Genomic DNA, 15,402 nt, shown 5'->3' on the forward strand with positions numbered 1-15,402 from the left:
CAACACAGACCCCTGGAGCCAACGTGAAAATCCTCGTCCCGGACACCATCGAACTGGACCTCGCCCACCTCGCTGCCGCGGGTGACGATGTGGTGGTTTACGCGGTGGACCAGCCGATTCCTGCTGAACACCGGGACGCCGAGGTTCTGGTGGTATGGCGGAACACGTCAGAAAACCTGTCCGACGCCGCCGGGTCGATGCCCCATCTGAAACTGGTCCAGACGCTCGCGGCCGGCCCGGATTCCGTGCTCGCCGCTGGCTTCGCGGACACCGTGGCCATCACCTCGGGCCGCTCACTCCACGACGGCCCGGTGGCCGAGCACGCGCTGGCACTGGTACTGGCAGCCGTGCGCCGGCTGGACGTTTTGCAGGATTCCCAGAAGGCAAACACGTGGAACCAGCCCTACAACGCCGAACAGTCCAACCCCGACACCGAACAGCTCTACACGCTCGACGGCGCCAAGGTCACCATTTGGGGCTTCGGCTCCATCGCAGGGCGACTCGCTCCCCTGCTGGCAGCATTGGGCGCGACGGTCACCGGCGTCGCCAACTCCAAGGGCGAACGTTACGGATTCCCCGTGGTTTCCACCGACGAACTGTCCGAGGTCCTGGGTGCAACCGACGTGCTGATCTCCATCCTGCCCGCCACCCCGGAAACCACGGACTCCCTCAGCAAGGAGATCCTCGCCGCCCTGCCATCAACGGCAATTTTTGTGAACGTGGGCCGCGGCGCAACGGTGGACGAAGACGCACTTCTTGCAGCTCTTACCGAGGGCCGCCTGCGCGCCGCGGCCTTGGATGTCACCAAAATTGAGCCCCTCCCCACCGACTCGAAACTGTGGAGTGCCCCGAACCTCATCATCACGCCGCACGTGGCAGGCAACCGCCCCAAAGGTTCCGCCCGTCTGGTCACAGAAAACATCGCCGCACTCAAGGACGGCAAGCCACTGACCAACCAGGTGGCCGGCTAGCCAACACCCGCATCAATCCGGCTCAGTCCGGCCGGTTTCCTTGCGGGAAATACCCTTGCGTGAAAATAGTAAGCATGCTTATGTTATGGAGTCCGGGGTGGCCAGCAGAGGGTTTCCATCCCACGCACAGCATGAGACAACGTGAGGAAACGTATGTACCTGCACACCCAGCTTCTCATCAATGAAATCGCCTCCGACGAGCCGGATCCCGCGGCCGCCAATGCCCTCCAGGAAGGTCTCGGCGGACAGTTCGGCGAGATGCGCACCATGATGCAGTACCTCTTCCAAAGCATGAATTTCCGGGGTGACGCCGCCTCGAAACCCTACAAGGACCTCCTCCAGGGCATCGGCACCGAAGAGATCAGCCACGTGGAGCTCATCGGGACTACCATTTCCCAGCTCCTGGATGGTTCACCGCGCTACCAAGGGAAGAAGTCCGATCCTGTGGACGAACCCGGAGCAAAGGGAGCGACTCCCCTGAAGATCGCGCTGGACACCAGCAATATCCACCACTACCTGGTGGGTGCCCAGGGCGCACTGCCCGTGGATGCTGCCGGCAATCCGTGGAGTGGCTCCTACGTCTACAACAGCGGCAACCTGGTACTGGACCTGCTCTACAACCTGATGCTGGAATCAACGGGCAGGCTGCAGAAGTGCCGCATCTACGAAATGACGGACAACAAGACCGCGCGTTCCACCATCGCGTACCTCATTGTCCGTGACCAGGCGCACGAGAATGCTTACGCCAAGGCTTTGGAGAGCCTGGGCGTGAACTGGGGCAAATTGCTTCCCATCCCCAAGACCAACGCCGAGCAATTCCCGGAGGTCAAGAAACTCTTGGACAAGGGCCTGCAGAGCATCCAGTACACCTTCAGCGCAGACAACCTGAGTGAAGCAGGCAAACTCTACCGGGGAGCGTCACCATCGAACGATGGCACGGAGCTCAGCACCCAGCAGATGCCCGACGGATTCCCCATGACCATCTCGCCGGAACGCAAGGAAGAATTTGCCCCCGGCCTGGACCCGGATTTGATGGCCCTGATCCAGGCCACGGCCGAACAGGAACTCAAGGACGCGGACAACCCCAAGGAGTCCACGTCCACGCCAGCCAAGCCTTCGCCAAAGAATCCGGCAAGCAAGAAGAAGTAGCCACCATAAAAAGGGTCCCCGCCTCAACCGAGGCGGGGACCCTTTTTGTCGAAGGAAAGTATCAGGCGTGCTCGTACGTCAGGCAGTCTGCAGCTTCGCGGCCGGGTCCAACCTTGACGTCATGTGCCTCGCACATCAGGTTGTTGTTGTGGACGCACTCGGACCGCTGGCAGGCACCAACGTGGGCGAGGACCTTGGGCAGGCCACCCATGGCATTGGTGTCAATGAACGTTGCGCAGGAAGCGTGGTCCTGGCTGCCACCGATGGTGATTCCAAAGGCCGTACATCCATTGTGGTTGAATCCGCACGTGCCAACGCTGCAGGCGGATACTTCGGCAACATGTTCGGTCATTGTTCCTCCTGGTTGGATCCTGAAAAGTACTGGGGTAAACCCCGCGTGTACTACCCAAACTACGCCGGAAATGCGTGGTTTAACCCGCTCAAATAGCGCATTTGTACGTGCGCTAATGGGGGCTATTTCCCAGGGGCCCGGCTGGGCGTGCGCAGTGCCTGGCTGATTTTTGCCCGGGTTTCCTCATCCAGGGGCGCAGCAACCCGGCTCTCCCGTGCGGCCCGGTCCGCCATGATCTTCTGGATGACCATTCGGCCCAATCCGGCAAAAACGGCTGCGGCCACAACGCCCAGCACCATCGATTTCGGTTTCTCAGCCATGCCGCAATCCTAGTGACGCCCGCCACCCTGCGAAAGTGCCGCCGTCGGGCCTTGATCTGACCCTGTTTCCCCCGCCACGGCGGGGTGTCCTCGCGGAATCCGGCTGAATAGGGTATGTGCGCGGCTCCCGGTAGAATAGGTGTGCAAGCTCGCGGAGCGCCCCCCATGCCGTTCAAACATTGCAGATCACCACCGTGTTTAACCCTGTGTTAATAACGCTGTTTGAATGCGGCTGAACGGCGTGAGACGGCATCTCCGCGGCAGCCTTATTTAAGGTTCACCCAACTCACGCACAGGAGTTACCGGATGCCCCGGATCGTCGTTGACGTCATGCCCAAGCCCGAGATTCTGGACCCCCAGGGGAAGGCCATCGTGGGTGCACTGCCCCGCCTCGGCTTCAACAGCTTCAGCGCAGTCCGCCAGGGCAAGCGTTTCGAACTGACCGTCGACGGCGAGGTGACCGACGCTATCCTGGCCCAGGCCCGCGAAGCTGCCGAGACCCTCCTGTCCAACCCGGTGATCGAGGATGTTGTCAACGTCGAGGTCGTCGAGGCCTGATATGACGTCGATCCCCCTGATTGGCGAGGCTGTAGCCGTCGCCGCAGAGCCCCGTTTGGCTGGCGCCAAGATCGGCGTCGTCACCTTCCCCGGAACCCTGGACGACCGCGACGCCGCCCGTGCAGTGCGGCTTGCAGGCGCCACGGCGGTGCCGCTTTGGCATGCTGACTCGGAGCTCGGCGATGTTGACGCCGTCATCATCCCCGGCGGTTTCTCCTACGGCGACTACCTCCGCGCAGGCGCCATCTCACGTTTCGCGCCGTTGATGTCCAAGATCATCGATGCTGCGAACTCCGAGGCAAAGCTCCCGGTTTTGGGTATTTGCAATGGTTTCCAGATCCTCACCGAGTCGCACCTGCTGCCCGGTTCCATGATCAAGAACGACCACCTGAAGTTCATCTGCCGCGACCAGACGCTGCGCGTGGAAAACGCCAACACTGCGTGGACCGTGGACTATACCGACGGCCAGGAAATCATTGTGCCGTTGAAGAACCAGGACGGCCAGTACATCGCCGACGAGAAGACCCTGGATGCCCTTGAGGCTGAGGGCCGCGTGGTGTTCCGCTACGTGGGCTTCAACCCGAACGGCTCCCGCCGCGACATCGCCGGCATCTCCAACGCCGCGGGCAACGTGGTGGGCCTCATGCCGCACCCGGAGCACGCTGTGGAAACCGGCTTCGGCCCCGAAAGCCTTGATGGCGCTCCCCGCGACACCGATGGCCTGGGCTTCTTCACCTCCGTACTGACCAAGATTGTGGGAGGCGACAAGTGACCACGGAAACCACCAAGAAGTTCAACATCGACACCGTTGAGCACGCTGCCAAGACCCCGGACACGGAACTCCCGTGGGCCGAGCTGGGCTTGAAGCAGAACGAATTCGACGAGATCGTCAAGGTCCTTGGCCGCCGCCCCACCGGCGCTGAGCTGGCCATGTACTCCGTCATGTGGAGCGAGCACTGCTCCTACAAGTCCTCCAAGAACCACCTCCGCCAGTTTGGCGAGAAGGTCACCGAGGAAATGAAGAAGGACATGCTGGTTGGCATCGGCGAGAACGCCGGCGTCACCAACCTGGGCGACGGCTGGGCCGTGACGTTCAAGATCGAGTCACACAACTCGCCGTCGTTCGTTGAGCCGTACCAGGGTGCCGCTACCGGCATCGGCGGCATTGTCCGCGACATCATCTCCATGGGTGCCCGCCCGGTAGCCGTGATGGACCCGTTGCGCTTCGGCGCGATCGACCACCCGGACACCGCCCGCGTCATGCACGGTGCTGTTGCCGGCATCGGTGGCTACGGAAACTGCCTCGGCCTGCCGAACATCGGTGGCGAAATGGTGTTCGACTCCGTCTACCAGGGCAACCCGCTGGTGAACGCACTGGCCGTGGGCGTCATGCGCCACGAGGACATCCGCCTGGCCAACGCCTCCGGCAAGGGCAACAAGGTTGTCCTGTTCGGTGCCCGCACGGGTGGCGACGGAATCGGCGGCGCCTCGGTGCTCGCTTCGGAGTCCTTCGATGACACCAAGCCCTCCAAGCGTCCGGCCGTCCAGGTGGGCGACCCCTTCGCTGAGAAGGTCCTCATCGAATGCTGCCTTGAGCTCTTCAAGGGCTCGCTGGTTGAAGGCATCCAGGACCTCGGCGCCGCAGGTATTTCCTGTGCCACGTCCGAGCTCGCGTCCAACGGCGACGGCGGCATGGAAGTGGAGCTGACCTCGGTCCTGCTCCGCGACCCCACGCTGACCCCGGGCGAGATCCTCATGTCCGAGTCGCAGGAACGCATGATGGCCGTGGTCACCCCGGAGAACATCGCCGCGTTCGAAGCTGTGATGGACAAGTGGGCCGTGGAGTACTCCTGGTTGGGTGAAGTTACCGATACCGGTCGCCTCATCATCACCTGGGAAGGCGAAGTAATCGTCGACGTCGATCCCCGCACCGTTGCGCACGACGGCCCGGTCTACGACCGTCCTTTCGCCCGGCCGGAGTGGCAGGACTCGGTGCAGGCCAACTCCTTCACCGGTTCCGTGGAGGACGCAGGCCGTCCCTCGGCTCCCACCGAGCTGGCCGCAGCCGTCACCGAACTCGTTGCATCACCGAACATGTGCAGCAAGGCCTGGATCACCAAGCAGTACGACCGCTACGTTGGCGGCAACACCGCGATGGCGTTCCCGGACGATGCCGGCGTGGTCCGCGTTGACGAGGAAACCGGCTTGGGCGTTGCCTTGGCTACTGACGCCAACGGCCGCTACACCTACCTCGAGCCGTACCAGGGTGCACAGCTCGCACTGGCTGAGGCCTACCGCAACGTAGCCACCTCCGGTGCTATTCCGATGGCCGTCAGCGACTGCCTGAACTTCGGCTCCCCCGAGGACCCGGATGTCATGTGGCAGCTGGCCGAAGCCATCCGTGGTCTCTCCGACGCCTGCATGGAACTCGGCATCCCCGTGACCGGCGGCAACGTCTCGCTCTACAACCAGACCGGCACCACGCCGATCCACCCCTCCCCTGTGGTGGCAGTTCTGGGCAAGCTCGACGACGTCGCCCGCCGCACGCCGTCGGGCTGGCGTGAGGACGGCCAGGCCATCTACCTGCTGGGCACCACCGCAGCAGAACTGGATGGTTCGGAATGGTCCAACCTCCGCGGACACCTTGGTGGCTTGCCGCCGAAGGTTGACCTCGCAGCAGAGCGCGCTTTGGGCGAGATCCTGATCAACGCTTCCCGCGACGGCATGGTTGACGCAGCACACGACCTCTCCGAAGGTGGCCTCGCGGCTGCCTTGGTGGAGTCCTCGCTGCGCTACGGCGTGGGTGCCCGCATCGCCCTTGAGGAACTCATGGAGCGCGACGGCGTGGACCTGTTCACGGCCCTCTTCTCCGAGACGCAGGCCCGGGCCATCGTTTCCGTGCCGCGCTCCGAGGAAGTCCGGTTCAAGGACATGTGCACCGCCCGCGGCTTTGCCCACCTCCGGATCGGCGTTGTTGACGCTGCCGGTGGAAAGCTGGAGATCAACGGCGTGGACGAGCTCTCCCTGGACGCTCTCCGCGAAGCACACGAAGCAACCCTGCCCAAGTATTTCGGCTAGGAACAGCTAACGTCGCAAGGCCCCGGCGCTCGAAGAGTGCCGGGGCCTTGCGCGTTCCCGCAGGAGTTTACGCCGGCCAGGTCTGCTGCCGGGACAACTGCTCCGTAAAGTCAGCCTCGGGCAACGGCTTGCCGAAGTAATACCCCTGCCCGCTGGTACACCCGATGCTCCGCAGGGCTTCGGCCTGCTCGGCGGACTCGATCCCCTCCCAGATCCCTTCCAGGCCACAAGAGCGGATGACTTCCTGGATTGCGGCCAGGAAGCTGAGCTGGGACGGGTCTTTGCCCAGGTCCTTCACGAACTGCCGGTCCACCTTCACGCGGTCCACGGGGAGTTTCCGCAGGTAGCCCATGGACGAGTAGCCGGCCCCGAAGTCGTCGATCTCCAGTCCAACGCCCAATCGGTGCAGGCTCGCCAAGGTGTAGCGGTCAAGCTCGTTGTTCTGGATGATGGCGCTCTCGGTCAGCTCCAGCACCAGCGATTCCGGAGGAAGGCTTTCCTCCGCCAACGCTTCACTGACGTCGTCCACGAACTCCAGGCTTTGCAGGTCCGCGGCGGAGACGTTGATGCGCATGGAGAAGGTGTGCTGCGCAGTGGCCGGGTTGTCGCGCCAATGCCGCAGCTGCCGCACAGCCGTGCGCAGGACCCATCTTCCCAATTCCGCGATGAGCCCGGTGGCTGCGGCCACCGGAATGAAGTGGTCGGGCATGATCAGCCCGTGGACGGGATGGTCCCAGCGGACCAGGGCCTCGCAGCCTTCGATTTTTCCTGTCGCAAGCTCCACGATCGGCTGGAAAAAGAGGACCAGCTGCTCAGAGCGGATGGCCTCACGGAGTTCGCCTACTATCTGCCGTTGAAGTTGCCTGGCGTGCAGCGTTGCGGGGTCGAACACTTTGAGCTTGTTCCGGCCCTCGCTTTTGGACTCATCGACGGCGAAATCGGCTTCCTGGAGCAGGTCCTCCACCGTGTGGTGCGGCTCCGCGATCCGCAGACCCATGCTGGCACCACAACGCACTGTGTTGTTTCCGAGGTCTATGTTGGGTTCCAGCGCGGCCAGGATGCGGTTCCCGACGGCGGTGGCCCGGGCTTGCGGGGTGGCGGGCAAGAGCACGGCGAACTCGTCGCCGCCCAGCCGGGTGACGACGTCGTTCTCCCGGACAGCGGACCGGATGCGCATCGCGACGGTGACCAGGACCTGGTCCGCGGCGGCGTGGCCGGCGGACTTCTTGAGCGCGTTGAACCCATCCAGGTTGAGGAGCAAAAGCGCAGGCTGCGGGGCGCCCCGGGCCGCGGCCACCTGCGCTTCCTGGAAGGCATTGACCAGCGCCGTGCGGTTACCCACGCCGGTGAGCGTGTCCGTGAGCGCTTCCCGGCGCTGTTCGTAGCGTGCTTGGTGGAGTTCCTGCATCAGGGCCTGGATGTGCCGTTCCAGCTTCCCTAGACGGGGATCCAGATGGGCAGGACTGTCAGGGGCCGTGCTGGTCACGATTCTGCCAGGCTTCGGAGCGTCGAGTCGGCTACGGCCTGCGGCTTGGAGACGGGATTGCGCCGTTCGTCCAGGAAGAGCCGGTAGGAGGCGATGTCCAGCCTGCCATCGGCCGCCACCTTGTTCCCGGCCCGGTACACGTGCGTGATCCAGGATCCTCCGAGGATCGCTTCAATCCACGCATCGCATTCGGCCAGCGGCAGGTGGACTCGGGTACCCGTGTTCCTGCGGTGGCCTGCGATGGACACCGTGATGCAGCTGCCCAGAAGTCCTTTGTCCGCGGTGAACCAGGCGAGGCCTTCCACGTCCGCCACAATGGTCAGGTTGGCGTTGCCGTCCTCCACTGACTGGACGGGGCCCATGCGGACCGATCGACGGTCAGCATTGAGCTGTGTGGGCGTTCCGGCCTTGTAAGGAGGACTGGTGATGTTGTGCCGGAAAGCGGACAGCTCCTGCGTGTGCTGGATCTGGATCTTGGTGGTGAGTTCGTTGAAGGTCATGATCGTGCCTCATCCGCGATAATGGCCGCCTCCAGGCGGTCCGCTCCTACAATCCGGTTTCTTCCTTGAGCCTTGGCGCTGTAAAGGGCTGCGTCCGCTACCTCGATCATGAAGGTCAAATCTGCTCCTGCCGGGATGCTGGAGGTGACTCCATAGCTGATGGTGGGGAATGCGACGCCGTCCGGCGTCGGTGTAGCTGCCATGCGGCGGCTGATTTCGGTGGCTATGCTTTCGGCACGGTCCTGTGTGGCTCCGGGCAGGAAGAGGATGAATTCCTCGCCCCCGTAACGTCCGATCAGATCTGTTGACCTGACCGAAGCGGCACAGGCCTCAGCGAACGCCCTCAGTGCCACGTCTCCTGCCCCGTGACCGTATTCGTCATTGACGGCCTTGAAATGATCGAGGTCTGCCAGCACCACGGCCGCGCCGGACCCCGTCGAGTGGAGCCGGTTGAGTTCTGTGGTGGCCAGGTCCAGGAAGGTTCCACGGTTGAGGAGGCCCGTCAGATGGTCGCGGGCCGCCCGTTCCTTGAGTCCCTTGATGAGTTGATCGCTGGTGAGGGCGGTCATGCTGAAGGACACGGTGACCAAAAGGACCATGGAGACCAGCCCGGATGGGCCGGGCCCAAAGTAGGTGCGGAAAGTTTCCCCGCCGGGGCCTTCCAGTACGTAGACCACCCAGCGGCCCAAGTAGTAGGCAGCCAGGAGGCCAGCGGCCAGTGACAGCGCCTTGTGGACCTGGGAGTGCGAGGCCTTGATCAACCAGAGATCCTTCGCGGCAAGAGCGATGCCCGCCGTCATCATGGCCAGGTAGACCATCCCTCCGGACCAAACATTGGTGCCGGGGTTTTCCAGGATGGATGCCAAGGCCGTCACGGCGGGCCCAACGGCCAGCTGCCATGGCACCGCTTTAAGGTCGCGAAGGGAACGGGCCCCGGCCCAGACGCTGAAGGCTCCGGCCACCACCAGGACATTGCCCAGAGGGTTGGCCCATTGCTGGTGCGGGGAGCCGTTGAGCAGGAAGGCTGCGTTGCCCACCATGAATTCCATCAAAGCCAGGCTCCACCAACCGGCGTACGGCGAGCGGGTGCGGTGGAAGGAGGTGCAGAACAACACCAAAAGGGTCACTGTGACCACGCCCAGGGCGACTCTTACTGAAAACGCATCGAGCACCATGTCCAACCCCCTCAGCTGGTCATCCTTCGGCCTTTGAGTCCAGTGTCTTGGTGGTTACTCAACCCGGATGCGGCATTTGCTCAAGATTCGCTCAAGATCCGGTGCTGGACCTCAACCCGCCCAGTGGCCGTCGTCGTGGTATTCCGCTTCCAGGCCGTGGGGAGTCTTCTCCCACTTGTGCGGGCTGGTGAGCATCTGCCAAGCCGCCCGCCAGGCGGCTACCGAGTGCAGCACCCAGTAGAAGGGGTTCAACAGCGCGAAAATGGCGATCCGCCAGCCATGGCGACGCAGGGTGGCAACGCCGGAAACGATGATCATCATGGCGTTGCCGAACAGCATGGACACCACGCCTCCCACCAACAGCCACTGGGGCAGGACCAAGCCCACAATGTCGTAACCGATGTAGGTGACCACGGTGAAGCCGACCACCAGCGGGTAGGCCAGGAACGCGAGCGGTGTTCCCAGGATGAGGCCAAGGAAGCCGATGGTGCCGGCCACCCCGGTGCTCTTGATGTAGCGCAGCGAGTTTCTGGTGTTCACGGCGGAGGTCACCATGTACCCCTTGATCCAACGCGTGCGCTGCTTGATCCAGGCGGGCACCTGCGAGCACGCTTCTTCCCAGGTGGTGGAGTTGATGACGCCCACGCGGTATCCGTCCACGGCTGCCCGGAGGCCCAGGTCAGCGTCCTCGGTGACGTTCCACGGATCCCAGGCGCCCACTTCCTTGAGCAAGGAGGTGACGAAGTGGTTGGACGTACCGCCCAGCGGAAGCGGGATGCCGGAGTTGTCCAGGCCCGGGAGCATTGAGTCGAACCAGTGGGTGTACTCGATGGTGAACATCCTGGTGAGGACGTTTTGGTCTGCGTTGAAGTAGTTCAGCGCGGCCTGGACACAGATGAGCGGTTTGCGGTGGGGGTTGAGGTGCTGCCGTTCGAACTCATCCTGCTTGAACGCCGCAATGGACGCCCTGAGCTGGCCAGGGTCCGGCCGGTCCTCGGCGTCGTAGATCACCACGTACTCACCGCGGGCAAACGTCAGCCCGTAATTGCACGCACGGGGTTTGGTCTGGGGATCGCCCTTGGGCACGATGAGAATGCGGACATACTCCGGTGGCCGGGAAGCCTTTGCTGCCGCAATCGTCTCGGCATCGTCTTCTTCCAACAGGACCAGGACGTCCAGTTTGGAGCGCGGATAGTCCAGCTGCCCCAGGTTGCCCAGCAGTTTGTCGATGATGTTGGCTTCGCGGAAAACGGGCACCAGGATGGTGTAAACAGGCAGCTCGGAGTCGGGAATCCGTTCCTCTGCCAAGGGTGGAAGGCCACGGCGGGCGCGCTCCCTGTCCCGGGCTTTGGTGACTCCGGCCTGGTGCAGGTTGTCGAAGGGACGGCGCAGGCTTGCCAACGATTTGAAGCCGATGCTGACCAGGAAAACGATGTTGGCAGCGGCCAGCAGCACGATGATGGCCGTCAGCGGGGAGAGGACGAACGCGAGCACAAGCCCCGCGATCAGGACCACCGGAAGGTAGCGCTGCCATCGGGTCAGGGCAGTGCGCGCGGACTCTCCCGGCCGTTCCTCGGCCAGCCGTTCGGCGGACTCGTAGAGGAGGTGGCGGCGGAAGGAGCGCTGGATGGACTGGTTGATGTCCCAGTCCGTGGTGGTGCGGAACACCACGGACCCGGCGCCGAACGTCAGGGCAGCTTCATGCGCAATCGCCGCCGTGGGGGCCACCGCAGTGGCCACTGTCAGGACATCACCGTCCATCCGCCACGGCAGCCAGTGCGGCTCGCCCAGCTCGCTGTAACCGAGCAGCTCCATCAGCCGGTCATCGACGGGTTCGGCCACCAGATCCACCAGCGGGGCTTCCCACTGCTCGGCAAGGACTTCATAAATACGACGGCGGTCCAGCCCGGCTTCCAGTATGAGGTGCCGGCCCAGCAGACCCCCCTCGCTCGCTGCACGGTCCAGTGCACGCTGAATCTGTTCCGGGGTCACCAGCCCTGCAGCCAGCAGTGTCTGGCCGATGGACTGCCGGTTGTACTGCAGGTCCGCGGTGTGGGACGTGGGTGTCATGAGTCGGAGGACCTTTCATAGATCCGGTGGGTTGGCGTGGAGAACGCGACGGAATAGCGGACGTTGAAGGAGGGGTCCTTGATCATGGCTTGGTACACCAGGTCCGTGGGACCTGAATCCCGGGCACCCGTGCCTGCCTCGACGTTGACGAACACCCATTGCGCATACTTTGCGGGATCCTCCAGTGCGGGTCCAAAGTAGTCGCCGGAGGCTCGGTTGTAGATTTCCTTGAGCGGAATGCCCATCACCGGCAGCACGGCGTTTCCACGGGCACTTTCGTCCATCAGGATTCCACCGGACTGGTAGTGCTGGTTGAGCCAGCGGGCCGCCGCAGTGGAGTTGGCAGTGGATTCAGCGGACATTCTGCCTTCGGCCAGCACGGCAAGACGGCCTGTGGGATCCTCGTTCCACCACACGTTCTGCACCACGAGCCCGGCCAGCAAAGCGCCGATCAGCCATGGCCTGAGCCGCGCGGGCCGGGTGATTTCCTCAACGAACACGGCCACCAGGATGGCCACCAGCGGCAAGGCCGTCAGCGCGAAGCGGTTGTTCCACCACGTGGCCGGCAGCGAATGATCGTTGTTGATGGCCGTTTGCCCCAGGAACAGGCTCAGCAACGCGAAGGCATAGGCGCTGCCGGTCACCACCACCAGCAGGGTGCTGTTGGCGAAACCCCGCCTGAAGACGAGCACCACGGCACCACATGCCGCCAAGGCCAGAACAACCACGCCGGCCGTCTCCAGCAGCGACCAATGGAAAGTAGTCAGCGTGAGCCCAAGGTTTCCCTTGGTGGGCAACAGTCCGCCGTCGGTAATGTTTTTCTGCTGTGCGTAAGCGGAGTATTGCCCGAACATGAACTCCAGCGGGTTGCCGTAGATGGCCCAGTTGTAGGAAATCCACCAGAGCACGGCAGCTGCCGGGACCATCACGTAGCCGCCGGCCATGGTGAACGCCTCGCGCCATCCACCCGTACGGCGCTTGGCCACGATCAGCACAAAGAGGGTTCCGGTCATCACCAGAGCCCAGCCCTCATAGCGCGAGAGCACCGCTGCTGCAGACGGAATCCCCGCGAAGACAGCCAGCTCGCCGGCACTCATTCGACGGCGGCTGGTGGCCCAATGCGCCAGGCCAGCCATGCCGCCCACGATGCACATGATGAGCACCGGCTCGGTGAGAGCCGTGGTGTAGACGTAGAGGACGGCGGGGTTGGCCAGGACCACCAGGGTGGTGGCAAGCCGCCCTGCCCGGCCCAATCCCAGGCGGGCAGCGATCAAGTACAGGCCGGTGGCGGTGGCGGACAATGCCAGGATACCCAGGATTCCGGCGGCCCAACCGGTGCTGAACAGCCACATGTTCAGCACGAACGGTGCCAGCAGCAGGTGCGGCATGGGCAACCAGACCGTGCCCAGCTGTTCAAAGCCGGGCGCCTTGCTGTCGAAGATACGGCGCGCGATGGTGAGGTGGCTCTGGGCGTCGGAGTAATCCAGGTTGGTGCCATGGCCGATGGTGTAGAGGCACGCCAGGTATCCCACCACCAGGGCCGCCACGGCAACGATCCTGGTACCGGGAACCTTGCGGCCCACTACCGGAGCACCCAGCCGTTCCCAGCCCGACGCCACCAGCGACGTCAGGGACCACAACGCCGGCTGCCGGTGGGCAGCCCGGCGGCGCGTGGCAACGCTAGTTGCCATGACCCGGTTCTGCCGGTTCGCTCGCCTTTTCCTCAGCATCCACGTACGCCTGAGCTTCCTTGGCGTGACGCCGCATGAGCACAGTCCTGAGGGCGAAAGCGAGGCCAAGCACCAGCACCGCTCCGCCGATCCACCAGGCGTAAGGCCGGTAGTCGTCCGTGACCGCCTTTTGGGGAACCAGCACGTTGCTTTCCAGCAGGACGGGCGTGCCCGAGGGCTGCGTCACCAGAAGGTTGCGGGACAGGGAGGCCCACCCACCTTCGACGCCGCCCACGTGGGTGGCCAGCGATGACTGCAGCACGGAGGCTGCTGCCGCGTCTCCCTCGGGCGCCCAGGCACCCAGGAGCAACAGATCGCGTCCGCCCTGCTCAAACGCTTCCAGCACGCCGAACGGTGCCGTGGTCCCCACGCCATATTCGACGCCGGAGGGCGAGATGGTGCGGAACTCGGCCAACCGCAGGGGTGCCGAGAGCTTGTTGGCCACCTCGGCGGTGGCTCCCACCACCAGCCCGGACTCACTGGAGCCGGCCAGGGCATCAAGGCCCACCACGCGGGTGTCCAGCAAGGTGGCACTGTCCCGCTGCAGGGACGCCACCAGGGAAGCTGCATTGACGGTGTTTGCCTGGGCGTTTCCGTCTCCGAATGCCACCGGAACACTCTGGCCAAACGCCTGGGGGAAGCGTGCAAAGCCGGCCTTCGTGGAGCCGCCGCGAACAGCGGCCAGGATGCTTCCCGCGGTGTCAAGGGTTACTTCCATGGGCATGACACCCGCAGGCCCGGTGCAATCACCGCCGGCCGGAAGGGCGGCAAGGCGAATCCGGAGGCCGTTCTTCGCCTGAAGCTGCCCGGCTGGAACGTCAGCGTCCACCGTGAAGGTGTCACCGCCGTCGAGGTTCTTGGAGCTGAGCAGGTAATCGTTCCAGAAGACCGAAATCTGGGCCTGGGCGTTGTCCGGAACTGCTGTGTGGGTGCCCTTGAGCTGGACCTTCACCGAGGAGACGGGGCCGCCGAACTGCGATTGCGTGACGCCTACGTAGGATTCCGGAGTCCCGTAGCCGGACAGCTTGAGCGTGGTGCTGCCCAGGTCCTTGAGGCTCTGGGTCAGGCCGGGGGCCGCGGGCAGGGCGGAGGTCAGGCCCGTCACTGAAGAGGTCACTGCGAGCGCGGTCTTGTCGCTGGCGAGCGCGCGGGCTGCTGTGCGGAGCTCTTCATCGTGGCCGCTGAGGATGAGCTGGGGCAGGCCGGCAGCGGTGCCCAGCTTGGTGCTGATCCCGCCCTGATCGGCCACTACGCTGAGGATCCGGCTGCCGGCCGGGAGGCCTGCCGTGCGGGCCCCCACCTCGGCCTCAGGAACCACCGTGATGGCAGCGTCCGGGTAGCGCTGGGACATGGCGGCTGTCGCGGTCATGATGGCCGCGGAAACATCGGCGCCTGGATCCGCGGGGACGGGAAGCACGACGGCGGGGACGGACACCGGGAAGAACTCGCCCACCGTGGTGGGAACCATGGCGGTGCCGCTGAAATCGACCACCAGGTTGGAGAGGGTGGCCGTGGCGTTGGAAACAACACACATGGTCTGGGTTGCCGGGACGAACTGCAGCCCCACTGTCAGTTGCTGGTTGGTGATGTCGGCGTTGCTGACCCTTGCGTCCAGGACAAGGTTCGCTGACGCGTTGGCTTCCAGGATGACCCTGCCGTTGACCGTTGCGCGGACCGTGCCTTCCGGCTTTCCGGACACTGAAATGGCCCCTTTCACCCGTGTGGGTTCCAGACCTGCCGTCACCGGCACCACCAGTGTCTGCTCATTTTGGCCGGCCAACGCAGAAACGCTGGAGGAGGTCTGCAGGGCAGATCCTTGCGAGGGCGCCGCGAGGGCTCCCGGAGCTGTGACGGCGGAGAGGGCCAGGGTTGCGGCGCACGCGACAATAACGGCCGCGGCACGCGATCGGGTACGGGATCGGGCAGGGGTGAGGGGCACGATGTCAGTCCTGAGTAACTAGCAGCGAATGAGTCTGTCAGCCGTTGTGGGCCAACCTCATAGACAATGCCGGG

13 protein-coding genes are annotated in these 15,402 nt (G+C 64.0%); 5 read left to right on the plus strand and 8 right to left on the minus strand.

Annotated elements, in window-relative coordinates; all coding sequences use genetic code 11:
- Nucleotides 1–23 precede the first annotated feature (23 nt).
- A complete protein-coding gene (locus BLW08_RS16030) occupies nucleotides 24–971 on the plus strand; it encodes a phosphoglycerate dehydrogenase (protein WP_091326316.1) in 948 nt (315 codons plus the stop codon).
- Between the two features lie 153 nt (nucleotides 972–1,124).
- Complete coding sequence (locus BLW08_RS16035; protein ID WP_090824614.1) at nucleotides 1,125–2,120, plus strand: manganese catalase family protein; 996 nt, start codon at nucleotides 1,125–1,127, stop codon at nucleotides 2,118–2,120.
- A gap of 61 nt (nucleotides 2,121–2,181) precedes the next feature.
- Here the strand turns inward: BLW08_RS16035 and BLW08_RS16040 are convergent, their stop codons facing one another.
- Both BLW08_RS16040 and BLW08_RS16045 read right to left on the minus strand, forming a co-directional pair.
- A complete protein-coding gene (locus BLW08_RS16040; protein WP_090824612.1) occupies nucleotides 2,182–2,472 on the minus strand; it encodes a DUF1540 domain-containing protein in 291 nt (96 codons plus the stop codon).
- Between the two features lie 122 nt (nucleotides 2,473–2,594).
- Nucleotides 2,595–2,792, minus strand: coding sequence for a hypothetical protein (locus BLW08_RS16045; protein WP_090824610.1), 198 nt, complete (start codon nucleotides 2,790–2,792; stop codon nucleotides 2,595–2,597).
- A gap of 306 nt (nucleotides 2,793–3,098) precedes the next feature.
- Between BLW08_RS16045 and purS the strand changes: the two genes are divergently transcribed.
- From purS to purL, 3 genes are read left to right on the plus strand one after another with little or no spacing between them, the layout of a single operon-like run.
- The gene (gene purS / locus BLW08_RS16050; protein WP_011773385.1) at nucleotides 3,099–3,350 is read left to right on the plus strand and encodes a phosphoribosylformylglycinamidine synthase subunit PurS; all 252 of its coding nucleotides are present in this window, start codon (nucleotides 3,099–3,101) and stop codon (nucleotides 3,348–3,350) included.
- Nucleotide 3,351: 1 nt separating this feature from the next.
- Nucleotides 3,352–4,122: a phosphoribosylformylglycinamidine synthase subunit PurQ gene (gene purQ, locus BLW08_RS16055; protein ID WP_090824608.1), complete on the plus strand. Its 771-nt coding sequence runs from the start codon at nucleotides 3,352–3,354 to the stop codon at nucleotides 4,120–4,122.
- Nucleotides 4,119–6,428, plus strand: a complete 2,310-nt coding sequence (gene purL / locus BLW08_RS16060; protein ID WP_091326319.1) for a phosphoribosylformylglycinamidine synthase subunit PurL — start codon at nucleotides 4,119–4,121, stop codon at nucleotides 6,426–6,428. The genes purQ and purL overlap by 4 nt, the downstream gene beginning before the upstream one ends.
- A gap of 67 nt (nucleotides 6,429–6,495) precedes the next feature.
- On the opposite strand, the gene BLW08_RS16065 is transcribed toward purL, so the two are convergent.
- The 6 genes from BLW08_RS16065 to BLW08_RS16090 form a co-directional block, all read right to left on the minus strand.
- A complete protein-coding gene (locus tag BLW08_RS16065; RefSeq protein WP_254779906.1) occupies nucleotides 6,496–7,914 on the minus strand; it encodes a putative bifunctional diguanylate cyclase/phosphodiesterase in 1,419 nt (472 codons plus the stop codon).
- A complete protein-coding gene (locus tag BLW08_RS16070; RefSeq protein WP_091326321.1) occupies nucleotides 7,911–8,414 on the minus strand; it encodes a hypothetical protein in 504 nt (167 codons plus the stop codon). Before BLW08_RS16070 ends, BLW08_RS16065 begins: the two co-directional genes overlap by 4 nt.
- Entirely contained in the window at nucleotides 8,411–9,589 is a 1,179-nt protein-coding gene (locus BLW08_RS16075) for a GGDEF domain-containing protein (protein WP_091326323.1), read from the minus strand. Before BLW08_RS16075 ends, BLW08_RS16070 begins: the two co-directional genes overlap by 4 nt.
- A gap of 111 nt (nucleotides 9,590–9,700) precedes the next feature.
- A complete protein-coding gene (locus BLW08_RS16080; protein ID WP_091326325.1) occupies nucleotides 9,701–11,659 on the minus strand; it encodes a glycosyltransferase family 2 protein in 1,959 nt (652 codons plus the stop codon).
- Nucleotides 11,656–13,350 carry an ArnT family glycosyltransferase gene (locus BLW08_RS16085; RefSeq protein ID WP_091326327.1) on the minus strand — a complete coding sequence of 565 codons (1,695 nt, stop codon included), beginning with the start codon at nucleotides 13,348–13,350 and terminating at the stop codon, nucleotides 11,656–11,658. Before BLW08_RS16085 ends, BLW08_RS16080 begins: the two co-directional genes overlap by 4 nt.
- Entirely contained in the window at nucleotides 13,340–15,328 is a 1,989-nt protein-coding gene (locus tag BLW08_RS16090; protein WP_091326329.1) for a cellulose biosynthesis cyclic di-GMP-binding regulatory protein BcsB, read from the minus strand. Before BLW08_RS16090 ends, BLW08_RS16085 begins: the two co-directional genes overlap by 11 nt.
- Nucleotides 15,329–15,402 lie beyond the last annotated feature (74 nt).

The sequence above is a fragment of the Arthrobacter sp. cf158 genome (assembly GCF_900106835.1).
GTDB lineage: Bacteria > Actinomycetota > Actinomycetes > Actinomycetales > Micrococcaceae > Arthrobacter.

What these genes read in the sequence shown, in the direction of transcription:
- BLW08_RS16040 (WP_090824612.1), bottom strand. Translation starts at nt 2,472, where the DNA reads ATGACCGAACATGTTGCCGAAGTATCCGCCTGCAGCGTTGGCACGTGC.
- BLW08_RS16045 (WP_090824610.1), bottom strand. Translation starts at nt 2,792, where the DNA reads ATGGCTGAGAAACCGAAATCGATGGTGCTGGGCGTTGTGGCCGCAGCC.
- BLW08_RS16075 (WP_091326323.1), bottom strand. Translation starts at nt 9,589, where the DNA reads ATGGTGCTCGATGCGTTTTCAGTAAGAGTCGCCCTGGGCGTGGTCACA.
- BLW08_RS16035 (WP_090824614.1), top strand. Translation starts at nt 1,125, where the DNA reads ATGTACCTGCACACCCAGCTTCTCATCAATGAAATCGCCTCCGACGAG.
- BLW08_RS16085 (WP_091326327.1), bottom strand. Translation starts at nt 13,350, where the DNA reads ATGGCAACTAGCGTTGCCACGCGCCGCCGGGCTGCCCACCGGCAGCCG.
- BLW08_RS16080 (WP_091326325.1), bottom strand. Translation starts at nt 11,659, where the DNA reads ATGACACCCACGTCCCACACCGCGGACCTGCAGTACAACCGGCAGTCC.
- BLW08_RS16070 (WP_091326321.1), bottom strand. Translation starts at nt 8,414, where the DNA reads ATGACCTTCAACGAACTCACCACCAAGATCCAGATCCAGCACACGCAG.
- purQ (WP_090824608.1), top strand. Translation starts at nt 3,352, where the DNA reads ATGACGTCGATCCCCCTGATTGGCGAGGCTGTAGCCGTCGCCGCAGAG.
- purS (WP_011773385.1), top strand. Translation starts at nt 3,099, where the DNA reads ATGCCCCGGATCGTCGTTGACGTCATGCCCAAGCCCGAGATTCTGGAC.